Source organism: Candidatus Methylomirabilota bacterium, assembly GCA_036005065.1.
GTDB lineage: Bacteria > Methylomirabilota > Methylomirabilia > Rokubacteriales > DASRDR01 > DASYQW01.
Window position 1 is genome coordinate 24,602 of record DASYQW010000197.1, and the last position, 22,234, is coordinate 46,835.

The following is a 22,234-nucleotide window of genomic DNA, read 5'->3' on the forward strand; positions in this document are numbered from 1 at the left end:
GCGGCGTTCTGGCTTAGAATAGGCGTGCGGACGCGCGCCAGGGAGCCCATCCGTGTTCCAACCCCTCGAGGAGACCCGGGACCGCGAAGCGCTCGAGGCGCTCCAGCTCGAGCGCCTGCGCGCGACCGTGACCAGGATCGCGGCTCACAACGCGGTCTACCACCGCCACCTCGGCCAGCTCGCCCCCCGCGACCTCGTCGGACTGCGGGATCTCCAGGCGCTGCCATTCCTCACCAAGGACCAGCTCCGCGACGCCTACCCCTACGGCCTGGCCTGCTTCGGCGAGGAGCCGATCCTCCGGGTCCACATGTCTTCCGGCACGACCGGGGCGCCGATCATCAACCCGTACACGATGGCCGACGTCCAGCAGTGGCGCGAGGTGATGGCCCGCTCGTTGGTGGCCGCCACGGTGACCCCGCACGACGTCATCCAGATCACGCCGTCGTTCGGACTCTTCACCGGGGGTTTCGGCTTCCATTACGGGGCGGAGGCGCTCGGGGCCATGGTGATCCCGATCGGGGCGGGGCGGACACTCCTCCAGCTCCAGCTCCTGCGGGACCTCGGGGCGACCGTCCTGGTCGGCATCGCGACGTACCCGCTCCGGCTGATCGAGGTCGCGCGCCAGGAGGGCTTCGACTTCCGCAAGACGCGGCTGCGGGTGGCCGTCCTGGGGTCGGAGATGTGGTCGGACGAGCTGCGGGCCCGCATCGAGGACGAGCTGGGGGCGCGGACGTACGACATCATCGGCATGACGGAGACGGGCGGACCCGGCCTGGGAATCGACTGCCCGGCCCGCGACGGCATCCACGTCTGGGACGACCACTACCTCCCCGAGGTCGTGGACCCGCAGACCGGGACCGGGCTGCCGGATGGCCAGGTCGGCGAGCTGGTGGTGACGACGCTGACCCGCCAGGGACTGCCGCTCATCCGGTATCGCACGCACGACCTCACGCGTGTCCGCTCGCGCGCGCGCTGCGTCTGCGGCCGCACCGGCGTCCGGCTCGACCGACTGCAGGGACGCACGGATGACATGGTGATCTACAAGGGCGTCAACTTCTACCCCCGGCAGGTGGAGCAGATCCTGCTCCGCCAGGCCGGGCTGGGGCACGAGTACCAGATCGTGCTGGAGACCGACGAGGGACGAGGGGAGCGCATGCTCCTGGGGGTGGAGGCCGAGGCGGGGGCGGATCCCGGCGTCGAGGAGCGGCTGCGCCGGGAGCTGCACGACTTTCTCGGGCTTTCGCCCGAGATCCGCCGGTTCGCCATCGGCGAAATCCCGCGACCCCAGGGGAAGGCGCTCCGCGTCGTGGACAACCGAGGCACCCGAGGAGAAAGGACACGGCGATGAAGAAGAAGGCGAAGAAGCAGGCGGCGAAGCCCAAGGCCGGCAAGGCGGCGCCGAAGGCGCGCGTGTCGCCCATTCCCCGCGGATATCGATCCCTCACGCCCGCGCTCATGGTCCGGGGGGCGGCCGAGGCCATCGACTTCTACAAGCGCGCCTTCGGCGCCCGCGAGCTCACGCGGATGGCGTCGCCCGAGGGGAAGATCATGCACGCCGAGCTGAAGGTCGGCGACTCGGTGTTCTTCCTCGGCGACGAATCCCCCGAGATGGGGAGCAAGTCCCCCCAGACGCTCGGTGGCGTCACCGGCTCGCTCCACATCTACGTGCCGAACGTGGACTCGGCCTTCAAGCGGGCGATCGATGCCGGGGCGCAGGCCACGATGGCCATCGCCGACATGTTCTGGGGCGACCGTTACGGCAAGCTCCGCGACCCGTTCGGTCACGAGTGGGGGATGGCCACCCACAAGGAGGACCTGACGCCCGCCCAGCAGAAGAAGCGGGGCGAGGAGTTCTTCAAGCAGATGGGCCAGCGGGGTCAGCATGGCCAGCCGGGCTAGCGCGCCGGGCGAGGCCCTGGTGGGTCTCGTCGCCGGGACCCGTTACGACGAGCTGCCGAAGAGCGCGCTGGAGGCGGCCCGGCTGGCGGTGCTCGACTGGTGGGGGGTCACGGTGGCCGGCGCCGACGAGCCGGTGGCGCGGATTCTCGGCGACGCGCTGGGGGAGGCGCCCGGCCCGGCGGCCATATTGGGAACGCCGAGAACCGCGGCGCCGCTCACCGCGACGCTGCTCAACGGGACGGCGGCCCACGCCCTCGACTATGACGACGTGACGCTGGCTCTCCCCGGCCACCTCACGGCGCCGATCCTGCCGGGGCTCGTGGCCCTGGCCGAGCTGCGCGGGCTCGGTGGACGGGACCTGCTCGCGGCGTTCGTCCTGGGCGTCGAGGTGGCCGCCCGCGCCGGGCGCGCGCTCGCGCCCGGGCACTACCGGGCGGGCTGGCACGCGACGACCACGCTCGGCCGCCTCGGCGGCGCGGCGGCCGCGGCGCGCCTCCTCGGGCTCGACGGCGGCCGACTCGACACGGCCATCGGGCTCGCGGCGGCGCAGGCCGCCGGCGTCCAGGAGGCGTTCGGGAGCATGGCGAAGCCCTTTCAGGTCGGCCGGGCCGCGGCCGACGCGCTCCTGAGCGCCCTCGCCGCCGAGGGCGGCCTCACGGGGCCCCGCGGCATCCTGGACACCGACGCGTGGGCGCGCCGGCTCTCGCCGACGTGGAGTCCCGGCCGGCTCGCCGAGGGGCTCGGCCGCGACTGGGCGGTGACGGACCTGATCTTCAAGCGCTACCCCTGTTGCTTCGGCACCCACGCCGCCATCAGCGGGCTCCTGGCGGCACGGGCGGGGCTCGACGTCGCCGCCGTCACGGGCATCGAGCTCGAGGTGGGCCCGACCACCCTCCAGGTGGCGGACCTGCGTGCGCCCGAGACGGGACTGGCCGGGAAGTTCAGCATGACCTACTGCGGCGCGACCGCGGTCGCCCGGGGCCACGTCCGGGAAGACGATTTCGCCGACGCCGCCGTGCGTGATCCTGCCGTCCAGCGCCTGGCGACGCGGGTCACCCTCGTGCCCAACCCGTCGTTCGACGAGACCCGGGCCCGGGTCACGATCCGGCTCGCCGACGGCCGTGACCGCGAGCGATCGGTAGACCTTGCCGCCGATCGGGATCCCGAGGGCACGCGGCGGGACCTCACCGAGAAGTTCCGCCGGCTCGTCGCGCCCCGGCAGGGCGCGGCCGAAGCCGATCGGCTGGTCGAGGCCATCGGAAGCCTCGAGGCCGTCGATCGGGTGACGGAGCTGACGCGGAGGCGATGACCGCGGATCTCACACCCGTCTTCGCGCCGCGCCGGGTCGCCGTGCTCGGGGTCTCGCGGAACCCGGAAAAGCTCGGTCACCGCCTGCTCCGGAATCTCCTCGAAGCGGGATTCGACGGCGAGCTCTTCCCGGTGAACCCGAGCGCGGAGGCGATCCTGGGGGTGCCGAGCGTCCCCGGGGTGCGCGACCTTCCCGAGGGGATCGACCTCGCTCTCGTGAGCGTGCCCGCGCCGGCGGTCGTCGGGGTCGTGCGCGAGCTCGGCGCCCGGGGCTGCCGGGCGGCGGTCGTCCTCGCTTCCGGGTTCGGCGAGACCGGTGAGGCCGGCCAGGCCGTCCAGGCCGAGGTCGCCGCCATCGCGCGCGCGACGGGGATGCGCGTCGTCGGCCCGAACTGCATGGGCGTCGTCAACGTCCCGGGACGTCTCAACGGCTCCTACTTCTGGGACGTGCCGCGCGCGCCGGGCGGGATCTCCTTCGTCTCCCAGAGCGGCGCCTATGGCGGCCTCTTCTTCCGAGAGGCCCGGGCCCGGCGGCTCGGTGTCGCCCGGTTCCTCTCCATCGGCAACCAGGCCGACGTGGGCTTCCCGGAGTGTCTCGACTGGCTCGCCGGGGATGCCGGGACGCGGGTCGCCGCCCTGTTCGTCGAGGGGGTGCGGGACGGCCGCGCGTTCGTGGAGGCGGCGCGACGGCTGGCGCGCGCCAAGGCCGTGGTCGCCTTCAAGGTCGGGCGGGGCGACGCGGGGCGGCGGGCGGCGGGCTCGCACACGGGCTCGCTGGTCGGGGCCTACGCGACGTATCGGGCCGCGCTGACGAGCGCGGGGGTCGTGGTGGCTGACGACACCGACGCCTTCTTCGACGCGATCGCCGTCCTCGACGCGCACGGGGCGCGGCCCCCCCGGGATGGCTCGCTCGCGATCCTCACGGTGTCGGGCGGGCCCTCGGTGGCGGCCGCCGACGCGGCCGAGGCGGCCGGGCTCACCGTGCCGGCCCTGTCCCCGGCCCTCCGGCGCCGGCTGCGGCCGCACCTGCCCGCCTTCGGCGCCGACGGGAATCCGGTGGACATGACGCCCCAGATGGACCGCGATCAGTTCGCGCCGGCCGTGCGCCTCGTCCTCGAGGCCGATGAGGTGGCGGGGGCGCTGGCGATCGACGTCGGCCTCGACCAGCCGGCCTACGGAGACGCCGTCGTCTCGGCCCAGGCGGCGACAGGGAAACCCGTGGTGGCCTGCACGGCCGACACCCCGGAGCTCGACACGCGGCTCCGGGCCGCCGGCATCCCCATCTTCCCGACTCCCGAGCGCGCGGTGCGAGCGTACCGCGCGCTGGTCGGGTACGGCGCCGGGCGCCACCGGCCGGTCCCCGCGCGGCGCCCCCCGCGGTCGCTGCCGGCGCCGGCGGCCGCCCGGCTCCGCGAGGAGGAGGGGCCACTCGACTACGAGACGAGCCGCGCGATCCTCGAGTCGTACGGGGTGCCGTTTCCTCAGGACGCGGTCGCCACCTCCGCCGGCCACGCCCTGTCGATCGCCGGGAAGATCGGCTACCCTGTAGTGGTCAAGACGGCGCGCCCCGGGATCCTGCACAAGACGGAGGCCGGGGGCGTCATCCGGGACGTGCGGGACGACCAGGCCCTCGAGGCGGCCTGCCGGTCGCTCGACGAGCGACTCGGTGGCGGTCCGTACCTGATCCAGGAGCAGGTGGCGCCGGGGATCGAGCTCCTGGCGGGCGGGCGCCGGGACCCGCAGCTCGGCCCGACCGTCGTCTTCGGGCTCGGCGGCGTCCTCGCCGAGCTGTTCCGCGAGGTCGCGCTCCGGCTCGGCCCGCTCGCTCCCGAGGACGCGCGCGAGATGTTGCGGGAAGGACGGGCGGCCGCGCTCCTCCGGGGCTTTCGGGGCGCCCCGCCGTGCGAGGAGGCGCCGCTGGCGGCCGTGCTGATCGGGATCGGCGACCTCCTGGTGGACCATCCCGAGGTCCTGGAGCTGGACGTGAATCCGCTCATCGCCGCCGGCACGCGGGTGGTGGCGGTGGATGCGTTGATCGTCGCCGGCAAGGCGCGGGGACCGTCGGACGACGCCGAACAGCCCTGAACGGAGGAACATCCATGGGACGGGACATCGTCGAGCTGAAGCGCCGGGACTTCCTACGCACGGCGGGCGTGGCTGCCTCGGCCCTGGCCGCCGGAAGCCCGTGGCCGAGGCGGGCCAGCGCCCAGGGCGCGAAGGGGAAGGTCCGCTTCGCCTACCTCCAGCTCGGCTGGGCGGCGTGCGAGATCGTCCACAAGGAGGACCTTCTCGGCAAGCGCGGCTGGCAGGCCGAGTACAACGTCGTGCCCGGCTCCCCGGCCGGCCTGGTCAACACCTTCGCCGCCGGCAACGTGGACGCCATCGACATGTCTTTCGCGCTCACGGCGAAGATGTTCGAGGACAAGGTGCCGCTCAAGGTCACGGGGGTGGCCACCGCGGTGCTGGGGGCGGTGGTGGCGCGAAAGGATTCGGGAATCACGAGGGTGGAGGACCTCCGCGGCCGGAAGATCGCGGCCGTGGTAGGCACCTCGACCTTCTTCGACATCCGAACGCTCACCCTCAAGGGCTACGGGTTCGACCTCCAGAAGGACGCCCAGATCGTCACCGCCCAGGCGCCGCCCGACATGGCGACGCTGATGGCCAAGAAGGAAGTCGACGCCATCGTCGCCTGGCAGCCGATCTCCGATCAGGTGGTGTTCCGCGGCGACGGCGTGTACCTGGCCAAGCAGATCGACCTCTGGCGGAAGGCCACCGGGCGCCAGGCCGGGTACCCGGTGCACGTCTGCTACGTCGTGAACCCGACCTTCATCGAGAAGAGCCCCGCCTTTGCCAGGGACCTGAACGACGCCCAGAAGGAAGCCGTCGACATCTGGTATGGAAAGAAGGGTCGCGCCATCGAGATCGTGACCGAGGTCACCAAGATTCCGCGCGACGTGGTGGAGTACGCCTACGGGCAGACGGTCCAGATGCTCCACGGCCTGTCCGACGAGCAGATCGACACGCTCACCCTGCAGCTCCAGCTCACCAGGGAGTCGGGCTTCCTGAAGTCCGACATCTGGGACAGCCCGGAGCGGCTCCGGAAGGAGTTCTTCTGGCGCGGCTAGGTCATTTCGGGGGGGTCTCGGAAGACTCCCCCGATGCCCCCCTAACGGCGCGCCGCAAGACGTCGCGGGGCTGGGGCCCCGCCGTCCGAGGCGCGCGAACCCAAAGTGGCGGCGGCGAAGCCGCCGCTCGGAGCACTCCTCGATGCACCACCGGCTCGGTGGTCGGCGCCGGGTTACTCGGACACACCCCTGCGTCCGGCGTCCCGGGGTAGCGCGTGGCTGAATCGAGAGGCTCGGGGAAGTGGAGTCGACGGCTCCGGCTCCCCACCCTGGTCGTCCTCGCGGCGGTCCTGGTCGTCTGGGAGCTGGTCTCCCGGCGCTACGGCGCCTACGTGCTCCCGTCGCCCGGCTCGGTGCTCCGCGGGCTCGGCGCCATCATCCAGTCCGGTGAGCTGTGGACGCACACCTCGGCCTCGCTCTACCGCATCGTCGTCGGCTTTGGTGGCGCGCTCGGGCTGGCCATCCTGATGGGACTCTGCTCCTTTCTCTGGCCGCCCGCCCGGATCGTGGTCCGCGACGTGGTGACGGTCCTCAACTCGACGTCCGTCTTCGTCTGGATCGTCGTCTCGCTGATCTGGTTCGGTCTCACCGACCTGGCCCCGATCTTCACGACCTTCATGATCACGCTCCCCGTGGTCGGCGCCAACGTGATGGAGGGGGTAGAGAGCGTCGATCGGCGGCTGCTGGAGATGGGCCAGATCTACCGGCTGTCCGGCTGGCAGAAGTTCCGCTCGATCGTGATCCCCTCGACGGTCCCGTACCTGGTGGCCGGCATGAAGGTCGGCTTCGGGCTCGCCCTGAAAGTCTCGGTGGTCGCCGAGATCTTCGGGGTCACCAGCGGGATCGGCTACATCATGAATTACAGCCGCGAGATCCTGGCCACCCAGATGGTCTTCGTGTGGGCCCTCGTCATGATCGGCATCATGCTGGTCACCGACAAGCTCTTGTTCGAGTCGCTGACGCGGCGCCTCGAGCGGTGGCGGTAGCCGTGCGATCGTGGCCCCCGGAGGCCGCCAGGGCCGACCGACGTATGGTACGATGTATGGCATGCGGAAGACAACCGTGTACCTCCCCGAGGACCTCAAGCGCGCGCTCGAGCAGACCGCGAGGAGCCGGGGCGAAAGCGTCGCCGAGCTGATCCGGGAAGCCCTCCGGGCCCTGGTGGCGAACGCGACCCCGCCACGGCCGCGGGTCCCGCTGTTTCGGAGCGAGGATCCCACACTGGCCGAGCGCGTCGACGACGCTCTCGCGGGCTTCGGTGAGCGGTGATCCTCCTCGACACCAGTGGGCTCCTGTCGGCCATCGACGAGCGCCAGCGACATCACACCGCCTGTGCGGCGGCCGTGAGCCGGTCGCGCGGCCCCCTGCTTCTGTCTCCGTTCGTCCTCGCCGAGCTGGACTACCTCCTGGCGACGCGAGTCAGCGCTCAGGCGCAGATGGCCTTGCTCGACGAGGTCGCCCGGGGAGCGTACCGGCTCGAGCCCTTCTCGGGCGCCGACGTGGCGGCGGCGCGGGATGTCATGACGCGTCACCTGGAGCTCCACCTCGGTCTCGCCGACGCCTCCATCGTCGTGCTGGCTGCCCGCCACGGGACCCGGGACGTACTCACTCTCGACGAACGCCACTTCCGGGCCGTCCCCGCCCCCGATCGCCGGCGATTCCGTCTGCTGCCCACCGATGCGTGAAGGGGCGGGTAGTTGAAGCTCGAGGTCAGCGGCGTCTCCAAAGCCTACGCGATCCCGGTCCTCGACCGCGTGACGTTCGAGGTCGCCGAGGGCGAGTTCGTCTGCCTCCTCGGACCGAACGGCTGCGGCAAGACGACCCTCCTGCGGATCATCGGAGGGCTGGAGCCGGCCACCGCCGGCGAAGTGCGGCTCGATGGGCGGCCGGTGCCCTGCGGCGGCGATGCCGACTTCCACGTGGGCGTCGTCTTCCAGGAAGATCGTCTGCTCCCGTGGATGACCCTCGAGGACAACGTCGCGCTGGTGCTCCGGCCGCTCGGGCGGGACGCCCGGGCCCGGACCGAGATGGCCCGGCGCTACCTTCACTTCGTCGGCCTCCAGGGCTTCGAAGGCTACTACCCGAACCGCGTCTCGGGCGGGATGCGGCAGCGGGCGGCGATCGCCCGGGCCCTGGCCATCGAGCCGAACCTCCTGCTGATGGACGAGCCGTTCGGGGCCCTCGACGCCCAGAACCGACGGATCATGCAGGCCGAGGTCAAGCGCATCTGGGCCGAGACCGGGAAGACGATCGTCTTCGTGACCCACTCGATCGAGGAGGCGGTGGCGATCGGCACCACGCTGATCATGATGTCGGCGCGGCCGGCGCAGGTGCGCGAGCTGATCCGGAATGACGGCATCCGCGACCCCCACGCCCTCGTCGACCACCTGAACCAGGTCATCATGGAAGAGGTCATGCGCCAGCAGGGTCCCGTGCCGGGCGTCGAATAGGACATTGACAAGCTGTCGCCAGGTGAGATGAGAAGACGTAGTAGGCGGCTCGTCGAAGCTGGGGGGAGGCAGGCCCGATCCGTTCGCCGAAGGGCGAGCGGCGCGGCTTTGCCGCGAGGGCATTCTCCGGGGGGCGCAGCCCCCCTCCGAGACCCATGAAGGGTCACGTCGCGGTCTTCACCGGGGCGGGGAAGCCGATGGAGATCCGGGAGTATGCCGTCCCGGATCCCGGCCCCGAGGACCTCGTCGTCCGCGTCCGGCGGGCCAACATCTGCGGCTCGGACCTCCACATCTGGCGCGGCCATGGCCCTCCGTTTCCCCGAAACCTGGCCGTCGTCTCGGGCCACGAGATGGTCGGAGAGGTGTTCAGGCTCGGCCGGGACGTGAAGCACGATTGTCAGGGAGAGCCGCTCCGCGAGGGCGACCGGATCGCGTATGCCTACTTCCTTCCTTGCGGTGCGTGCGGGGCCTGTCTCGACGGCTCGCCGGCTTGCCCGAACCGCTACCGGCACTGGCTGGGCGCCGGCGCCGAGACGCCGCCCCACTTCCGCGGCGCCTACGGCGAGTTCTACTATCTGCGCAGGGGCCAGACCGTGTGCCGGGTGCCCGAAGGGCTGGCCGACGACATCGTCTCCCCGGTGAACTGCGCCCTCGCCGAGGCCCTCTACGGCCTCGACCGCGTCGGCCTGCGGCTCGGGGACACGGTGGTCATCCAGGGAGCGGGCGGGCTGGGCCTCTACGCGACGGCGCTCGCCAAGGACATGGGCGCCGGGCAGGTCATCGTGTTCGACCGGCTCGGGACGCGGCTCGAGCTGGCGCGCGCCTTCGGCGCGGACCTGACCGTCAATGTCGACGAGTGCTCCGAGGCCGAGCGCCGGGGGCTCGTGCGCGAGCGGACTCGCGGGCAGGGAGCCGACATCGTCGCCGAGTTCGTCGGCGCGCCCCATGCCGTGGAGGAAGGCGTGAAGCTTCTGCGGCCCGGCGGGCGCTATTTCTGGGTCGGCAACATCACGCCCGACCTGCCATCGGCGCTCGATCCCGGGACCGTCGTCCGCGGAGGCCAGACGATCCGCGGCGTGATCGTCTACGAGCCGTGGGCCCTGCCCCGGGCGCTCGACTTCCTGCGCCGGCGAGCCGGCGTGTACCCCTTCGAGCGGATCGTGTCGCACACGTATCCGTTCGCGCGCATCAACGACGCCTTCGGGTTCGCCGGCGAGGGCCGGGCCATCCGGGTCTCCCTCACAATGGAGTGAAGAGCCATGATCAAGAAGACGGCCAAAGGCTACGTGCTCTACTCGAAGGACGGCTCGAAGAAGCTGGGCGGGCCGTACAAGACGCGGGACGCGGCGCTCAAGCGCGAGCGTCAGGTCCAGTTCTTCAAGCACGCGAAGGGAAGGCGCGCGGGGTAGGCGTGGGTCCGAGTAACCCCGCGCCGACCACCGAGCGCGTGGTACATCGAGGAGAAACGGGCGGGGTCCTGGGTTGCGGCCGGGGAGGGCGACGATGATCAAGCCGTACATGGCCGTGGGGCTGGTCCCCACAGTCCGGGGGATCCGGAAGCGGAGCGACATCAAGATCAACCTCGAGCACCTCACCCACCTCGTGAAGGCCGCGGCCTGGCTGTCGAGCCTCTCCATTCCGGTCCGGCTGATCGCCTTCCCCGAAGGCGCCCTGCAGGCCTTCAACGACGAGGTCCTCGACCTGGACCACGCGAAGTTCGCCCGCGAGTGCGCGATCGACATCCCCGGCGAGGAGACCGAGGCGCTGGGCAAGATCGCCCGCGAGTACAACGTCTTCGTCATGGCCCAGGCCAAGGCCCGGCACCCCGACCTCAAGGACCGCTTCTTCAACGTGGGCTTCATCCTCAACCCGCGTGGCAAGGTGATCCTCCGGCACTACAAGGTGTCGCCGCTGTTCCCGGTCGAGCACTCGGTGTGCCCGCACGACGTCTACGACTGGTGGATCGAGAAGTACGGCCGGAACCTGGACGCCTTCTGGCCGGTCGCCGACACCGAGATCGGGCGGCTCGGCATCATGATGGCCAACGAGGGGTCCTATCCGGAGAACGCCCGGGCCCTGGCGCTGAACGGAGCCGAGGTCGTCTACCGGGCCTCCTACCCGCATCCGGCCACCGGCAACGAGTACTTCGAGATCCAGAGCCGGGCGCGCGCGCTCGACAACAACATGTACATCATCGCCCCCAACATGGGGACCTACTACCTCTTCCCGGAGGAGAGCACGCCCATCGACACCTTCGGCGGGCGCTCGTACGTCATCGACTACAGGGGCCGGATCGTGGGCCGGCAGGACTATGGGGCCGGCTCGACCTACGTGGCGGGGCCGGTCGACATCGAAGCCCTCCGGCACCACCGGGCCTCCGCCCAGTGGGACAACTGGCTGAAGGACGTCCGGACCGAGCTCTACCAGCTCCTGTACGAGAAGCCGATCTACCCGAAGAACCTCTATCTCAAGCGCGAGCCGATGAAGCACGCCGAGTACCGCCAGAAGGTCATCCGGCGGCAGATCAGGCTGATGCACGACCGCGGGACGTGGAAAAAGCCGAGCGGCTGAGCTCGGCGTCCAAGTGCAGGTGAGAGCCGTCTCCCCCGCCGGGTGTGGGGTCGCCCTCGGCCTGCTCCTGGGGTGCCTCGCCGCCGGCTGCGCGCTCTGGCGGCCCGAGCCCCTCGAGGTGCCGCCGGGCCACGGGGCCGTCCTGGGCCGGGTGGAGCTGGCGAGCCCCCAGATGCTGAACGCCGCGCTCGACATCGTGCGCGTCGACGGGACATTCGACCATGCCCTGATGGTGAGCCCGGGCCACCGTGACTTCGCCATCGTGCTGCCCCGTGGCGCCTACCGCATCGTCGCCCTCCGGGGCTTCAAGGAGCCCCAGGAGGAACACGTGACCTGGCCGCTCCGGGTCGGGTTCGAGGTGACACCCGCCACCACCGCCTACATCGGGACGCTGCGGATTAGCCCGAACTTCGGGCCGACGGTCCGCGTCTCGGTGGTGGACGAATACGAGGACACGCTGCGGACCCTCCGGGGTCTGTACCCCGACCTGCCCCAGACCATCGTCCGTCGCCTCATGACCCCGTCCTGAGCCGGCCGTGGCGATCACACCGAGCGCCTCCTACATCATTCCGAGCGTCTTCAACAAGAAGGTCGCGCCGGCCGTCGCCCGTGAAGTCGTCCAGGCGGCCCAGCGGGCCGGCGTGGCGCGCCGAAGCGGCGGTCCGGCCCGCCGTCCCGGGGGTGTGTCTGAGTGAGCGGGCGCCTACCACCGACCGCGTCGTGCATCGAGGAGCCTTTCGAGCGGCGGCTTCGCCGCCGCCACCCTCCCGGGGGAGGTTTGGGAGGGGGCCGTCGAGGCCCCCTCCCATGATCTAAGGAGCGCCATGGGCCAGGGATTCGCCGACGTCGCCAAGCGTGTCGAGGAGATCAAGCCCTTCCTGGCGGTGGAGGTCTTCGAGCGCGCGCAGGAGCTGGAGCGCCAGGGGCACGACGTCGTGCACCTGGAGTTCGGAGAGCCGGACTTCGAGACGCCGGCGGTCGTCCGCGAGGCGGTGATCCGCGCCATCCGCGACGGACGGACGAAGTACACCCACAGCCTCGGCCTCCTGCCGCTCCGCGAAGCCATCGCCGAGCATTACCTCAAGACCTACGGCGTCGCCGTCTCGCCCGATCAGGTGCTGGTCACGGCGGGGACCTCGCCGGCCATGCTGCTCCTGTTCACCGCGCTGCTGGCCGCCGGGGACGAGGTCATCCTGTCCGACCCCCACTACGCCTGCTACCCCAACTTCATCCGTTACGCCGATGGGACCCCGGTCTACGTGCCGACGACCGAGGCCGACGGGTTCCAGTTCCGGCCGGAGGCGGTGCGGCCCCGGCTGACGGCCCGGACCAAGGCGATCATGGTGAATTCCCCGGCCAATCCCACCGGCGCGGTGCTGCCGGCCGACCGGCTGGCCGCCCTGGCGGACCTCGTCGAGCAGGCACCCGGCGGGGCGTGGCTCGTCTCCGACGAGATCTACCACGGCCTCACCTACGAGGGCCGCGAGCACACGGTGCTGGAATTCACCGACCGCGCGTTCGTCCTCAACGGCTTCTCGAAGGCCTATGCCATGACGGGGTGGCGGCTGGGGTACCTGATCGCGCCGAAGTCCCACATCCGGATCCTGCAGAAGCTTCATCAGAACTTCTTCATCTCGTCGAACGAGTTCGTCCAGTGGGCAGGTGTGGCGGCGCTGCGCGAGGCGGGGGAAGAGGTCGTGCGCTTCCGGCGGATCTTCGACGAGCGACGCCGGGCCATGGTGACCGGGCTGCGGGAGATCGGGCTGGGGGTCGGGCCCGAGCCGACCGGCGCCTTCTACGTGTTCGCCGATGCCCGGGCGTATTGCGAGCGCTCGTATGACTTCGCCTTCGAGGTGTTGGCCGGCGCCCACGTGGCGGTGACTCCCGGCATCGACTTCGGCCCCGGCGGCGAAGGGTACCTCCGGTTCTCCTACGCCAACGGGCTCGAGCGCGTCCGGGAGGCCGTGCGGAGGCTGGGGGAGTTCCTGCGAGCTCGCGCGTGTTGACCGCGCTTCACCGTTGGACTACGCTCGTGTCTCGGCGCCGGGGTGGCGCCGCCCGAAGGCCCACGCAGTTCACCACGGGAGGGGCTATGTCGAACGGCGCAGGGTCGGATATCGTCGGGGACTTCCGGCTGGGTCTGGACCTGATGAAGCGCTATCCGGTGATGGCGGCGCCTCCGCTCATCGCGATGGCGCTGATGTTCGTCCTCGGCCTGGTCTTTTTCGGGGGCGCGTTGACCATCTTCGCCGTCGGCGGCCTGTCGGGCGGACGCGGCGTCGCCGGAGCCATCGTCGGGGGTCTCCTCTTCTCCGCGGTCCTGGCCGTCGTCGCCCTGCTGGTCAATCTGGTGGCCTCGGCGGTCGTCGTCATCATGGCCCGCGATGCCCTGGCGACCCGCGAGCCCTCGATGGGTGACGCGCTCTCGGCCGTCATGGGGCGCCTGGGCGACGTGGCGGTGGCGTCGTTTCTCGTCGCCCTGATCGTGGGGATCGCTTCGCTCTTCTTGGTGGTGCCCGGCATCATCGCCGGCTTCTTCCTCATGTTCGTGCTCCCGGCCGTGCTCCTCGACGGCCGCGGTGCGGTCGACGCGCTCGGCCGCAGCGCCACCCTGGTCAAGGACAACCTGGGTCCGGCTCTCGGGCTGGTCATCGGGGCCATCGTCGCCATCGTCGTCATGGCCATCGTCTCGATGATCCTCGGGATGGTGCCGCTCCTCGGACATCTGGCGTCGATGCTCCTGGGGGGCGCCTTCATCGCCTACCTGACGGTCGTCGCCGTCCGCGTCTACCAGACGCTGCCGCGGCGGTGAGGGGGCCCCGTGGACGTCCACCCCGGCGTCTAGAGGCCATGCCGGAGACCGTCGCCGCCAAGCGCGCGCGGGCCCTCGAGATCATCCGGCTCCTCGATCGGGCCTATCCCGAGGCCACGATCGCGCTCAGATTCTCGAGCCCGCTCGAGCTCCTGGTGGCGACCATCCTGGCCGCCCAGTGCACCGACGAGCGGGTGAACCAGGTGACGGAAAGCCTCTTCCGCAAGTACCGCACGGCGCGCGACTACGCGGCGATCGATCCCGCCACCTTCGAGCGCGAGATCCGGTCCACCGGCTTCTTCCGGGCCAAGACCAGGGCCATTGCCGGCATGGCCCGCGCGCTCCTCGAGCATCACGGGGGCGGGGTGCCGCGGACCCTGGAGGCGCTGACGGCGCTGCCCGGGGTGGGCCGCAAGACCGCCAACGTGGTTCTCGGCAACGCCTTCGACACCCCGGGCATCGCGGTGGACACCCACGTCTTCCGGGTATCGCAGCGCCTGGGGCTGGCCGGGTCGGACGTCCCCGACCAGGTCGAAGCCCAGCTCGCCGAGGTCATCCCCCGACCCCGGTGGACCCACTTCTGCCACCTCCTCCAGGCCCACGGACGCCAGATCTGCCTGGCCCGGGCCCCCGACTGCCCGGTCTGTCCCGTGCGGCTCCTGTGCCCGTGGCCGGGGAAGACGGTGTCCGGGCGCCCGGGGCGCGCCGCGCCCGCCGGCCGCGCCGGCTCGCCCGCCCGGACTCGGGCGGCTCGGGCCGGTCGAGCGCCGCGGGGTTGACAGTGCCGGCCTCGTCGGCTAAGGTATTGTGTTGCGTGAATTCTGCTGGGCCGACGGTCTCAGGCCGCTCATTCCGGCCGCCGCGGAGACCTCTTCACCGGAGACAGACGTCGACATGCCTACGTTCATGCCGAAGAAGGAGCGCATCACCCGGAAGTGGTACCTCGTCGACGCCGAGGGCAAGGTCCTCGGCCGACTCGCGGCCCGGGTCGCGACGCTCCTCATCGGCAAGCACAAGCCGATCTACGCGCCGCACCTCGACGTGGGGGATCACGTCGTCGTGATCAATGCGGAGAAGGTCCACCTCACGGGCCAGAAGCTCACCGACAAGCTGTACCGCTGGCACTCCGGGTACATCGGAGGCCTGCGCGAGGTACGGGCCGAGACGATGCTGAGAACGCATCCGGAGCGGATGATCGAGTGGGCGGTGACGGGGATGCTACCCAAGACGAAGCTCGGGCGGGCCATGGCCAAGAAGCTCAAGGTTTACCGGGGCGCCGACCATCCGCACGCCGCCCAGCATCCCGAGCCCCTCGACCTCGGGCGAACGGACGCCCGGTCCAAGGAGTCGTGATGGCCGAGACCCAGCAGTTCTACGGCACCGGCCGGCGGAAGACCTCGGTCGCCCGCGTCTTCCTCCGCCACGGTCAGGGGCAGATCACCGTCAACCGGCGGCCGTTCGTGGACTACTTCCCGCGGGAGAGCCTGCGGCTCCTGGTCGCTCAGCCCCTCGAGTTGACGGGCACCGCCGCCCAGCTCGACGTCCTGGCCAACGTGAGGGGTGGGGGACTCTCCGGCCAGGCCGGCGCGGTGCGCCACGGGATCGCCCGAGCCCTCCTCGAGTTCAGCGACAAGCTCAGGCCCCAGCTCAAGCGGGCAGGGTTCCTGACCCGTGACCCCCGGATGAAGGAACGGAAGAAGTACGGGCAGCCGGGTGCGCGCAAGCGCTTCCAGTTCTCGAAGCGGTAGCCGAGATCGATCCGGACGTCACGGGGGAAGGTCGACGCGACCTTCCCCTTTTTTCATGAGGGGTGGGAGATGGAGCCGAAGCTGAAGGTTGCCGTGGCGGGGGCCACGGGGTACATGGGAGCGGAGCTGCTCCGCCTGCTGGCCGTCCATCCGAAGGTGCAGCTCATCACGGTGATGGCGTCGGAGCGCTCGGCCGGCCTCCCGCTGGGCCGGCTGATTCCCAGCCTCAGGGGCCAGTTTCCCCTGACCGTCGAGGCGCTCGACGCCGAGCGGCTCGCCGCTCAGGCTGACTGCGTGATGCTCGCCCTGCCCTACGGCGAGACGCACCGTGTGGTGTCGGTCCTCCGCCGTCGGGGACGGCGGGTCGTCGATCTCTCCTCGGATTACCGTCTGCGGAATGCGGCCGAGTTCGAGGCCTGGTACAAGACGCCGCACACCGATCCCGAAGGTCTCGCCGAAGCGGTGTACGGCCTCCCGGAGCTCTATCGCAAGGAGATCGCGGCGACCCGGTTGGTGGCGAACCCCGGCTGCTATCCGGTGGGGGCGCTGCTGGCCATCGTCCCGCTCCTCAAGGCGGGCCTCGGGCGGGTCGATGGCATCGTCATCGACTCGAAATCCGGCGTCACCGGGGCCGGGTCCATGAGCCAGAAGCCGGACCCGATGTACCTCTACGCCGAGGCGAATGAGAACCTCCAGGCCTACGGGGTGGCCCGGCACCGGCACACCCCGGAGATCGAGCAGGCCCTGTCGGGAATGGTCGGCGCTCCGGTCCAGGTCACCTTCACGCCCCACCTGGTGCCGATGAATCGGGGCCTCTTCACGACCGCCTACGTCCTGCTGGCGCGAAGCGCCTCCACCGGGGAGTGCCTGGCCGCCTTCCGGGAGGCCTACGCGGGCGAGCCCTTCGTGCGCGTCCTCGACGAGGGCGAGTTCCCCAAGACGCGGGCCGTCCTCGGGTCGAACTATTGCGACGTGACGGCGGTGGTGGATGCCCGCACCGGCCGGGCGATCTGCTTGAGCGCGCTCGACAACCTCGGAAAGGGGGGCGCCGCTCAGGCCATCCAGAACCTGAACATCATGCACGGGTGGGACGAGCGGACGGGCCTCGACGCTCCCCCCGTCTACCCATGAGCCCCGCTATGGCCGAGATCGAGTGGATCGAGGGCGGGATCACGGCCGTCCCCGGGATCTTCGGCGCCGGCCTCCACTGCGGGATCAAGCCCGGCTCGGCCCGCGACCTGGCCCTCGTCTACTCGTCGGCGCCGGCCACGGCGGCCGGGGTCTTCACGACCAACCGGATCCAGAGCGCGCCGGTCAAGATCTCGCGGGAGCGCGTGCAGGCCGGGGTCGCCCAGGCGATCGTGGCCTCCAGCGGGTGCTCGAACGTGTGTACCGGCGAGCAGGGGCTCCGGGACGCTCGCGAGATGACGGAGGTCGTCGCCCGTGAGCTCCGTATCCCGGAAACCCGGGTGCTGGTGGCCTCGACCGGCATCATCGGACGGTACCTGCCGATGGACCGCATCCGGCCGGCCCTGCCCAAGCTCGTCAAGGCCCTGTCGCCCCAGGGCAGCCGGCACGCGGCCGAGGGGATCATGACGACCGATACCCACCCGAAGGAGGCCGCGCTGCGCGTGGAGATCGGCGGGCGCCCGATCACCATCGGGGCGATCGCGAAGGGAACGGGCATGATCCACCCGATGATGGCCACCATGTTCTGCTTCGTGGCCACCGACCTGGCGGTATCGCGGGACGCGCTCCAGGCGGCCATCCGGCGCGCCGCGAACGGCTCGTTCAATCGCATCAGCGTCGACGGCGACATGAGCACCAGTGACACGGTGGTGATCCTGGCCAACGGGCTGGCCGAGAATCGCCCGCTGGCCCGCGGCGACCGGCGACTCCGGGTATTCCAGCACGCGCTGGACGGGCTGACCCAGCGGCTGGCGGTCATGCAGGTCCGGGACGGCGAGGGCGCCACGCTCGTGATCGACGTGCAGGTACGCGGGGCCAAGACCCGGCGAGACGCCGAGGCCGCCGCCCGGGCCATCGCCAACTCGCCCCTCTTCAAGACGTCCATGGCCGGCCGTGACCCGAACTGGGGGCGCGTGATGGCCGCGCTGGGAGCCTCCGGGATCCCGGTCCAGGAGGAGCGGGTCGGCATCTGGTATGGTGACGAGCAGGTCGCGGCCGGCGGCAAGCCCAGGGAGAACGTCCGCTGGGAGCGGGTCAAGGCGGAGCTGGCCAAGCCCGAGGTCACGCTCATCGTGGATCTCGGGCTCGGCGGAGGCCACGACCACGTCTGGACCTGCGATCTGACGGAGGACTACGTTAAGATAAACACTGGCACGAGCTAGATCATCGGAGGGGGGCTATGCCCCCCTCCGACGGCCCCCGCGGCAAAGCCGCGGCCGTCCGCATTCGCGGACGGCTTCGGGGCCTGCCTCCCCCAAGGAGTGGGGGAAGGAGCGATTGGGAGGTGCCACGGCGGGCCGACGCCTGCCCATCTCACACGCGTCCCGGTGTCGGTGGCGGGGATGGTCCCCGCAGGGGACGCGGAGGCGAACCGAACCAGGAGGTCAAATGTCTCAGATCACGATGAAGGAACTGCTGGAGGCCGGGGTCCACTTCGGCCACCAGACCAAGCGCTGGAACCCGAAGATGGCGAAGTACATCTTCGGCGAGCGCAACGGCATCTACATCATCGACCTGCAGAAGACGCTCAAGAAGTTCCGGGACGCGTACCTGTTCACCCGGAACCTGGCCGCCGAGGGCGGCACCCTTCTCTTCGTCGGTACCAAGAAGCAGGCCCAGGAGACGATCGCCGACGAAGCCACCCGGGCCGGGATGTTCTTCGTCAACCAGCGGTGGCTCGGCGGCACCCTGACCAACTTCGCCACGATCCGCAAGTCGATCAACCACCTGAAGCGGCTCGACGAGATGCGGGACACCGGCGAGCTCGAGCGTCTGACCAAGAAGGAAGCGCTCGGTCTCGATCGCGAGCGGGCCAAGCTCGAGAAGGCGCTGGCCGGCATCAAGCAGATGGATCGCCTGCCCTCGGCAGTCTACGTCATCGATCCCCGCAAGGAGAAGATCGCCATCGCCGAGGCCCAGAAGCTCGCCATCCCGATCATCGCCATCGTGGACACCAACTGCGACCCCACCGGGATCGACTACCCCATTCCTGGGAACGACGACGCGATCCGCGCGATCCGGCTGATTACGTCTCGAATCGCCGACGCCGTGGTCGAAGGACGAGGCGTCGTGAGCAAGGTGGGCGCAGAGGAGCCGGTCGTGCCGGTGGCCGCACCGGCCGAGCCGGAGGCGTCCGCCCCGACCGGCGACGTGGCGGAGAAGGCGGAGAGCCTGCCGATCACCTCCTAGCGCCGACCCGGTGCCTGTCGGCTACCGGGCCGCGCCCGGAGGCGAGGACTGAGGAGGAACCCAGAGACCATGGCCACGACGGCGGAGCGAGTACGCGAGCTTCGGGACAAGACCGGAGCCGGCGTAATGGACTGCAAGGAGGCGCTGGCCGCCTCGCAGGACGACCTCGAGAAGGCGGTCGACTACCTGCGCAAGAAGGGGCTGGCCTCGGCGGCCAAGCGCGCGCATCGCGAGGCGCGCGACGGCGTGGTGGGGGCGTACATCCATCACGGCGGCAAGCTCGGGGTGCTCGTCGAGGTGAACTGCGAGACGGACTTCGTGGCCCGTACCGAGCAGTTCCAGGACCTCGTCAAGGTCCTGGCCATGCAGGTGGCAGCCGCCAACCCGACCTACGTGTCGCGGGAGGAGGTGCCGCCGGCGGTGATCGAGCGCGAGAAGGAGATCTACCGCCAGCAGGTGGCCGACCAGAAGAAGCCGCCCCAGGTACTGGAGAAGATCATCGAGGGGAAGCTCGCGAAGTTTTACGAGGAGACCTGCCTCCTCGACCAGGCCTACGTCAGGGATCCGAGTGGCAAGACGCGCGTGAAGGACGTCGTCGGCGAGCTCAGCGCCAAGACGAGCGAGAAGATCGCCGTCCGGCGATTCGCCCGGTTCCAGGTCGGCGAGTAATCTTCGGAGGGGGGCTTTGCCCCCCTCCGACGGCCCTCCCGGCGGTGGCCGGGCCGGTCTGACCGATGAGCGGCCGGGACGGTGTCCCGGCCGTGGCGGCGACCGGATCGGGCCTGCCTCCTCCAAGGAAGGCCAGGAGGGAGAGTGGCGGAAGACCAGCCCCGGTACAAGCGGATCCTGCTGAAGCTGTCAGGGGAGGCGCTCGCCGGCGAGCAGGGCTATGGCATCGACCCGCCGGTCCTCGAGCGCATCGTCGACGAAGTCCGGGGCATCCGCGACCTCGGCGTCGAGATCGCGATCGTGATCGGCGGCGGCAACATCTTCCGCGGGCTGCAAGCCTCGGCCTCGGGGATGGACCGGGCCTCGGCCGACTACATGGGGATGCTGGCCACGGTCCTCAACGGCCTCGCGCTCCAGAACACGCTCGAGAAGGCGAGGCTCATGACGCGGCTCCAGTCGGCGATCAACATGCCGGCAGTGGCCGAGCCCTACATCCGACGGCGGGCCATCCGGCACCTCGAAAAGGGCCGGATCGTCATCTTCGCCGCCGGCACCGGGAACCCGTTTTTCACGACCGACACCGCGGCCGCGCTGCGCGCCGTCGAGATCGGGGCCGAGGTCATCCTCAAGGCCACCAAAGTCGACGGCATCTACTCCTCCGATCCTCTCCTCGACCCCCACGCTGAGCTCCTGCCCCGCGTCACCTACATCGAGGTGCTCAACCGGGGGCTGCGCGTCATGGACACGACCGCCATCTCGCTGTGCATGGACCACAAGCTGCCCATCGGCGTCTTCAACCTGAACACTTCGGGTAACCTCCGCCGCATCGTGATGGGGGAGCCCGGCATCGGGTCGTTCGTCGGCGCCAGCGAGGCGCCGCCAGCGAGGTGAGATCATGACCTCCACCCAAGCGGTCCACAAGGACGCCGAGGGGCGGATGCAGGGCGCGCTCGACACGCTGACCCGGGAGTTCGCGGGAGTGCGAACCGGGCGGGCGACCATCGCGCTCCTGGAGGGAATCCGGGTCGACTACTACAACGCGCCCACCCCCGTGAACCAGGTCGCCAGCATCTCGGTGCCCGATTCGCGGACGCTGCTCATCCAGCCGTGGGACGCGAGCGTGTTGTCCAAAATCGAGAAGGCGATCCAGAAATCCGACCTCGGGCTGACGCCGGCTAACGACGGAAAGCTCATCCGCCTCTCCATCCCGCCGCTCAACGAGGAGCGGCGGAAGCAGCTCGCCAAGGCCGTGGGCAAGCTCGCCGAGGAGGCCCGGGTGGCGGTGCGGAACATCCGCCGCGAGGCGAAGGACAAGCTCCGCGGGTTGGCCAAGGACAAGAAGATCTCCGAGGACGACGAGAAGCGAAGCGAGACCGAGCTGCAGAAGCTGACCGACCGGTTCATCCAGCGCGTGGACGAGCTCCTGAAGAAGAAGGAGCAGGAGATTCTCGAGTTTTGACGGCCCCGCCCTCCGGAGGAGAGCGCGGTCCGGGCACCGAGCCGCTGCTGGCGCGAAGCCTCGAAGCCGACGATGCGCTCCTGGAAGCTGTCCGGGCCCAGCCGCTGCCCCGCCACGTGGCCATCATCATGGACGGCAACGGCCGGTGGGCGGCCGCCCGCAACCTCCCGCGCGTCGCCGGCCACCGCGAGGGTGTCAAGGCGGCGCGGGCGGCGGTGCGGGCCGCCGGCCGGCTCGGCATCGAGTACCTGACGCTGTACGCCTTCTCCTCCGAGAACTGGGCCCGGCCGGCCGCCGAGGTGGACTTCCTGATGCGGCTCCTGGAGAGCTCGGTGGACGAGGAGCTGCCCGAGCTCGTGCGGAACAACGTGCGCCTGCGCATCCTCGGTGAGACCACCGGCCTCTCCGAGGGCGTTCGCGCGAGCATCGACCGGGCCATGCGGGCGACCGAAGCCAACACGCGCCTGACTCTGCTGATCGCGCTGAACTACGGGGGACGCCGCGAGCTCACGCGGGCCATTCGCGCCCTCGCCGGTCGGGTGGCGCGCGGGGAGCTCGCGCCGGAAGCCATCGACGAGGCCGACATCGCGGGGTCGCTCGACACCGCCGGGATTCCCGACCCCGATCTGCTCATCCGCACCAGCGGCGAGTTCCGGCTCTCGAACTTCTTGTTGTGGCAAGTCGCCTACACCGAGCTCCTGGTCGTGCCGACGCTGTGGCCCGACTTCTCCCCCCGCGACCTCTCTCTCGCCGTGGCCGACTACCAGCGACGGAGCCGCCGCTTCGGCGGTCTCTGAGAGCCCCGCTACCTGGCC

General features: G+C 70.5%; 25 protein-coding genes and 1 pseudogene. All 26 read left to right on the forward strand.

Annotated elements, in window-relative coordinates; genetic code table 11:
* The first annotated feature begins 52 nt into the window (after positions 1-52).
* The 26 genes and pseudogenes from VGW35_14315 (at position 53) to VGW35_14440 (ending at position 22,216) form a co-directional block, all read left to right on the forward strand.
* The gene (locus tag VGW35_14315) at positions 53-1,348 is read left to right on the forward strand and encodes a phenylacetate--CoA ligase (GenBank protein HEV8308832.1); all 1,296 of its coding nucleotides are present in this window, start codon (positions 53-55) and stop codon (positions 1,346-1,348) included.
* Positions 1,345-1,899 carry a VOC family protein gene (locus tag VGW35_14320; GenBank protein ID HEV8308833.1) on the forward strand — a complete coding sequence of 185 codons (555 nt, stop codon included), beginning with the start codon at positions 1,345-1,347 and terminating at the stop codon, positions 1,897-1,899. Before VGW35_14315 ends, VGW35_14320 begins: the two co-directional genes overlap by 4 nt.
* The gene (locus tag VGW35_14325) at positions 1,883-3,208 is read left to right on the forward strand and encodes an MmgE/PrpD family protein (protein HEV8308834.1); all 1,326 of its coding nucleotides are present in this window, start codon (positions 1,883-1,885) and stop codon (positions 3,206-3,208) included. Before VGW35_14320 ends, VGW35_14325 begins: the two co-directional genes overlap by 17 nt.
* Positions 3,205-5,292: an acetate--CoA ligase family protein gene (locus tag VGW35_14330; GenBank protein HEV8308835.1), complete on the forward strand. Its 2,088-nt coding sequence runs from the start codon at positions 3,205-3,207 to the stop codon at positions 5,290-5,292. The genes VGW35_14325 and VGW35_14330 overlap by 4 nt, the downstream gene beginning before the upstream one ends.
* 14 nt (positions 5,293-5,306) lie before the next feature.
* Positions 5,307-6,332, forward strand: a complete 1,026-nt coding sequence (locus tag VGW35_14335; GenBank protein ID HEV8308836.1) for an ABC transporter substrate-binding protein — start codon at positions 5,307-5,309, stop codon at positions 6,330-6,332.
* A gap of 215 nt (positions 6,333-6,547) precedes the next feature.
* Positions 6,548-7,318 carry an ABC transporter permease gene (locus tag VGW35_14340; protein HEV8308837.1) on the forward strand — a complete coding sequence of 257 codons (771 nt, stop codon included), beginning with the start codon at positions 6,548-6,550 and terminating at the stop codon, positions 7,316-7,318.
* A gap of 61 nt (positions 7,319-7,379) precedes the next feature.
* Positions 7,380-7,601: a CopG family transcriptional regulator gene (locus VGW35_14345; protein HEV8308838.1), complete on the forward strand. Its 222-nt coding sequence runs from the start codon at positions 7,380-7,382 to the stop codon at positions 7,599-7,601.
* A complete protein-coding gene (locus VGW35_14350; GenBank protein ID HEV8308839.1) occupies positions 7,598-8,017 on the forward strand; it encodes a PIN domain-containing protein in 420 nt (139 codons plus the stop codon). Before VGW35_14345 ends, VGW35_14350 begins: the two co-directional genes overlap by 4 nt.
* Positions 8,018-8,029: 12 nt before the next feature.
* Positions 8,030-8,782 carry an ABC transporter ATP-binding protein gene (locus tag VGW35_14355; protein ID HEV8308840.1) on the forward strand — a complete coding sequence of 251 codons (753 nt, stop codon included), beginning with the start codon at positions 8,030-8,032 and terminating at the stop codon, positions 8,780-8,782.
* Positions 8,783-8,937: 155 nt separating this feature from the next.
* A complete protein-coding gene (locus VGW35_14360; protein ID HEV8308841.1) occupies positions 8,938-10,035 on the forward strand; it encodes a zinc-binding dehydrogenase in 1,098 nt (365 codons plus the stop codon).
* A 6-nt stretch (positions 10,036-10,041) separates the two neighbouring features.
* Positions 10,042-10,191: a hypothetical protein gene (locus tag VGW35_14365; protein ID HEV8308842.1), complete on the forward strand. Its 150-nt coding sequence runs from the start codon at positions 10,042-10,044 to the stop codon at positions 10,189-10,191.
* 94 nt (positions 10,192-10,285) lie between these two features.
* Entirely contained in the window at positions 10,286-11,353 is a 1,068-nt protein-coding gene (locus tag VGW35_14370; GenBank protein HEV8308843.1) for a nitrilase-related carbon-nitrogen hydrolase, read from the forward strand.
* A 19-nt stretch (positions 11,354-11,372) separates the two neighbouring features.
* Positions 11,373-11,882 carry a hypothetical protein gene (locus VGW35_14375; GenBank protein HEV8308844.1) on the forward strand — a complete coding sequence of 170 codons (510 nt, stop codon included), beginning with the start codon at positions 11,373-11,375 and terminating at the stop codon, positions 11,880-11,882.
* A 22-nt stretch (positions 11,883-11,904) separates the two neighbouring features.
* A pseudogene (locus tag VGW35_14380) lies at positions 11,905-12,048 on the forward strand (hypothetical protein).
* A gap of 129 nt (positions 12,049-12,177) precedes the next feature.
* Positions 12,178-13,359 carry a pyridoxal phosphate-dependent aminotransferase gene (locus VGW35_14385; GenBank protein ID HEV8308845.1) on the forward strand — a complete coding sequence of 394 codons (1,182 nt, stop codon included), beginning with the start codon at positions 12,178-12,180 and terminating at the stop codon, positions 13,357-13,359.
* An 86-nt stretch (positions 13,360-13,445) separates the two neighbouring features.
* Positions 13,446-14,165 carry a hypothetical protein gene (locus tag VGW35_14390; GenBank protein ID HEV8308846.1) on the forward strand — a complete coding sequence of 240 codons (720 nt, stop codon included), beginning with the start codon at positions 13,446-13,448 and terminating at the stop codon, positions 14,163-14,165.
* A gap of 38 nt (positions 14,166-14,203) precedes the next feature.
* Positions 14,204-14,944, forward strand: coding sequence for an endonuclease III (gene nth, locus VGW35_14395; protein HEV8308847.1), 741 nt, complete (start codon positions 14,204-14,206; stop codon positions 14,942-14,944).
* Between the two features lie 115 nt (positions 14,945-15,059).
* The gene (rplM, locus tag VGW35_14400) at positions 15,060-15,518 is read left to right on the forward strand and encodes a 50S ribosomal protein L13 (GenBank protein ID HEV8308848.1); all 459 of its coding nucleotides are present in this window, start codon (positions 15,060-15,062) and stop codon (positions 15,516-15,518) included.
* A complete protein-coding gene (rpsI, locus tag VGW35_14405; protein ID HEV8308849.1) occupies positions 15,518-15,913 on the forward strand; it encodes a 30S ribosomal protein S9 in 396 nt (131 codons plus the stop codon). The genes rplM and rpsI overlap by 1 nt, the downstream gene beginning before the upstream one ends.
* 69 nt (positions 15,914-15,982) lie before the next feature.
* Positions 15,983-17,044 (forward strand): N-acetyl-gamma-glutamyl-phosphate reductase, encoded by a 1,062-nt coding sequence (argC, locus tag VGW35_14410; protein HEV8308850.1) that lies wholly within the window; start codon positions 15,983-15,985, stop codon positions 17,042-17,044.
* 8 nt (positions 17,045-17,052) lie between these two features.
* The gene (gene argJ / locus VGW35_14415) at positions 17,053-18,264 is read left to right on the forward strand and encodes a bifunctional glutamate N-acetyltransferase/amino-acid acetyltransferase ArgJ (protein HEV8308851.1); all 1,212 of its coding nucleotides are present in this window, start codon (positions 17,053-17,055) and stop codon (positions 18,262-18,264) included.
* Between the two features lie 226 nt (positions 18,265-18,490).
* Positions 18,491-19,291: a 30S ribosomal protein S2 gene (rpsB, locus tag VGW35_14420; protein HEV8308852.1), complete on the forward strand. Its 801-nt coding sequence runs from the start codon at positions 18,491-18,493 to the stop codon at positions 19,289-19,291.
* 69 nt (positions 19,292-19,360) lie between these two features.
* Positions 19,361-19,960, forward strand: a complete 600-nt coding sequence (gene tsf, locus VGW35_14425) for a translation elongation factor Ts (GenBank protein HEV8308853.1) — start codon at positions 19,361-19,363, stop codon at positions 19,958-19,960.
* Positions 19,961-20,104: 144 nt separating this feature from the next.
* Positions 20,105-20,851 carry a UMP kinase gene (pyrH, locus tag VGW35_14430; GenBank protein ID HEV8308854.1) on the forward strand — a complete coding sequence of 249 codons (747 nt, stop codon included), beginning with the start codon at positions 20,105-20,107 and terminating at the stop codon, positions 20,849-20,851.
* A gap of 4 nt (positions 20,852-20,855) precedes the next feature.
* Entirely contained in the window at positions 20,856-21,419 is a 564-nt protein-coding gene (frr, locus tag VGW35_14435) for a ribosome recycling factor (GenBank protein HEV8308855.1), read from the forward strand.
* On the forward strand, positions 21,416-22,216 hold the full coding sequence (locus tag VGW35_14440) for an isoprenyl transferase (protein HEV8308856.1): 801 nt from the start codon (positions 21,416-21,418) through the stop codon (positions 22,214-22,216). The genes frr and VGW35_14440 overlap by 4 nt, the downstream gene beginning before the upstream one ends.
* Positions 22,217-22,234: the final 18 nt, after the last annotated feature.